Source organism: Thermoanaerobacter sp. A7A, assembly GCF_000445185.1.
Taxonomy (GTDB): Bacteria; Bacillota; Thermoanaerobacteria; order Thermoanaerobacterales; family Thermoanaerobacteraceae; genus Thermoanaerobacter.
Window position 1 is genome coordinate 1 of sequence record NZ_AVAF01000102.1, and the last position, 2,395, is coordinate 2,395.

Consider the following 2,395-nt stretch of genomic DNA (forward strand, 5'->3'; position numbering starts at 1 on the left):
TTGTAATTGTTGATTTAGACACTATACTTTATATTTGTCAAGTTCTTTCTTAAAATTAATAACCAAAGCTTCCATCTGACCTATCTGTTCCATAAATTCTTTTATACGAGTAGAATAAACTGAAATACTTGCACTCATTTCTTCTGAAGAAGCAGAATTTTCTTCTGATATAGCTGCCAAATTTTCAAGATGACTAAATACCTCTGAAAGTTCCTCAGCCTCCTTATAAAGCTTATCGGCTGAATCCATAATTATTTTTGATATATTGGCTACTTTCTCTGTAGCTTCTTTATTGTTATTTACAACACCTTCTAATATTGCAATGCTCTTTTTTAGCTTTTCAAATTGAGCACTAATTTTCTCAGCCAAATTCTCCACTTGCCCAGTAAAACTTAACAAACTATCTGTGATTGTCTTTACTGCATTTTTAGAATCTTCTGCTAAATTCCTGATTTCTTCGGCAACAACTGCAAAGCCTCTGCCTGCCTCACCAGCTCTTGCAGCTTCAATGGCTGCATTTAATGCAAGCAAATTTGTCTGATCTGAAATCTGCTCAACTGTTGTGACTATCTTCATAATATCTTTAGCATTGTCAGATAAGATTTTACCCATTTCATAAATACTTGAAAAATCACTTTCAACTTGTGACAAATCTTCAGATACATAGGTTATATCATTGTTTGTCTTTTTAATATTACCTATAGAATCCTCTAATTTTTCGTTACTTTTTTTCTCTATCTCTGCTATTTCATTAATTTTCTTAATATTTTCATCTAATATACCAACAGCTTTTTCTATCTCTTCTGCCTGGCTTACCGTAGATGTTGCAACATCATGGACAACTCCCGATATATCATCTGAAACTTTTTCCATGTTTTTGGCAATCTGATTAAACTTCTGTGTGAAATTATACATATCGTCAGTTCCGCCTTTTAAGAAGAGCATATCCTTTTTTATATTGTCCTTTAGCTCATTTAACTCTTTAGATATTGTCTCATAAATATCTCCACTTTTTATTTTAAACTCATCTTCAAAATTTCTACTCTTTAATATTTTTATAAAGTCCTGAAAGCTTTTTATTGGCGAATTAATAATATATGATGTGGCATACGTTATAAAACCAATTATTATTGCACCAGTTGTTGCATCTACTATATTCCAAGAAGATACAACCCCTAAAACCAAAAAACTTGCTAAAAAGCTTACAAAGCTTGTTTTTAAAGATACACTTTTCATAATCCCTAAACCAAAAATCTTACTTAAAAGATTTTTCTTATAAACAAATACAGGCTTACTAAACTTAATATGTACTTTTAAGTGTGCATTACCGTCTTTTTCTTCTCGCGAAATCTCTTTTACAGTTATATCTTCTTTAAAAAATTTAGAGCTGCCTTCAATAAGACCTAAAAAATAATCATAAAGTTTTCTTTTTGATATGTACTCCATCTCTATAGTATCAACAGAAACAGGTCTTACTAAAAGCCTCGGTGGATTTGCCTCTTTTATCATTTTTGTAGGTTGCAAATGCACTTCATCCATCATTGACAAAAAGTTCACAAGTTTTCTCCCTGTAAAATATGAAGGAAACCATTCACTAAAATTATTAATATTTTGCCTCCCCACTTTTCTCCAAATCTCATTAACAGGAACACCAACCTTTTTACTCACAGCGTCAAATACATCTTTGATTTTATTATCATCAATATCTTCTAAAGGGGTAATAACATGATTAATATCCCAACCAAGACTTTCTAGTACATTATCAACTAATTCTTCACCATATAAACTCTTTAAGCTTTTAATCCACGTGCCTACAACTGTTCCCTTCATTTTCTCACTCCCCATTTTATTCTTCAAAATTACACAATTATCATAAATATTATCGACAAAAAATAACTTTAGTTTAATAAAAAGATTTCTTCATCAAAATTAAATTTTATTGACAAGAAAAAATAGTTAATATATTATTTTTTTAAATACAAATATTTTTTAGAAAGGAGGATTTAAGTATTATTTAATGTTATTTTATCTTTAAGAGGTGCATAATTAATGGAATATGCTGGTTTTTGGAGAAGATTTACAGCTTATTTTTTAGACAATGTTATTCTGGCCTTTGCAGAATTAGTATTTCTTTTTGTTTTAGGTTTAGTTTTACAACTAACAGGTATCACTGATTCAATAAACAAAGATGAGACCTCACAAATTATTGCTGGCACCTTTTTATTAATATTAATAATAATAGTGAATTGGCTTTATTTCTCTTTGATGGAATCCTCAAAATTTCAAGCTACCGTGGGTAAAATAGCCCTAAATATTAAAGTAGTAGATTATGAAGGTAAAAAAATCTCTTTTAAATTAGCAACAATAAGATATTTTTCAAAGCTATTATCAGCAT

At 29.6% G+C, this 2,395-nt stretch carries 2 protein-coding genes; one reads left to right on the forward strand and one right to left on the reverse strand.

What is annotated here, in order from left to right; all coding sequences use genetic code 11:
• Nucleotides 1-21: 21 nt before the first annotated feature.
• Nucleotides 22-1,830, reverse strand: a complete 1,809-nt coding sequence (locus M663_RS0106845) for a heme NO-binding domain-containing protein (protein WP_029688392.1) — start codon at nt 1,828-1,830, stop codon at nt 22-24.
• Between the two features lie 219 nt (nt 1,831-2,049).
• On the opposite strand from M663_RS0106845, the gene M663_RS0106850 reads away from it, so the two are divergent.
• On the forward strand, nt 2,050-2,395 hold a 346-nt coding region (locus M663_RS0106850; RefSeq protein ID WP_029688393.1), incomplete at its 3' end, for an RDD family protein.

Excerpts from the sequence above, each read along its gene's own strand:
- M663_RS0106845 (WP_029688392.1), bottom strand. The coding sequence starts at position 1,830 with ATGAAGGGAACAGTTGTAGGCACGTGGATTAAAAGCTTAAAGAGTTTA.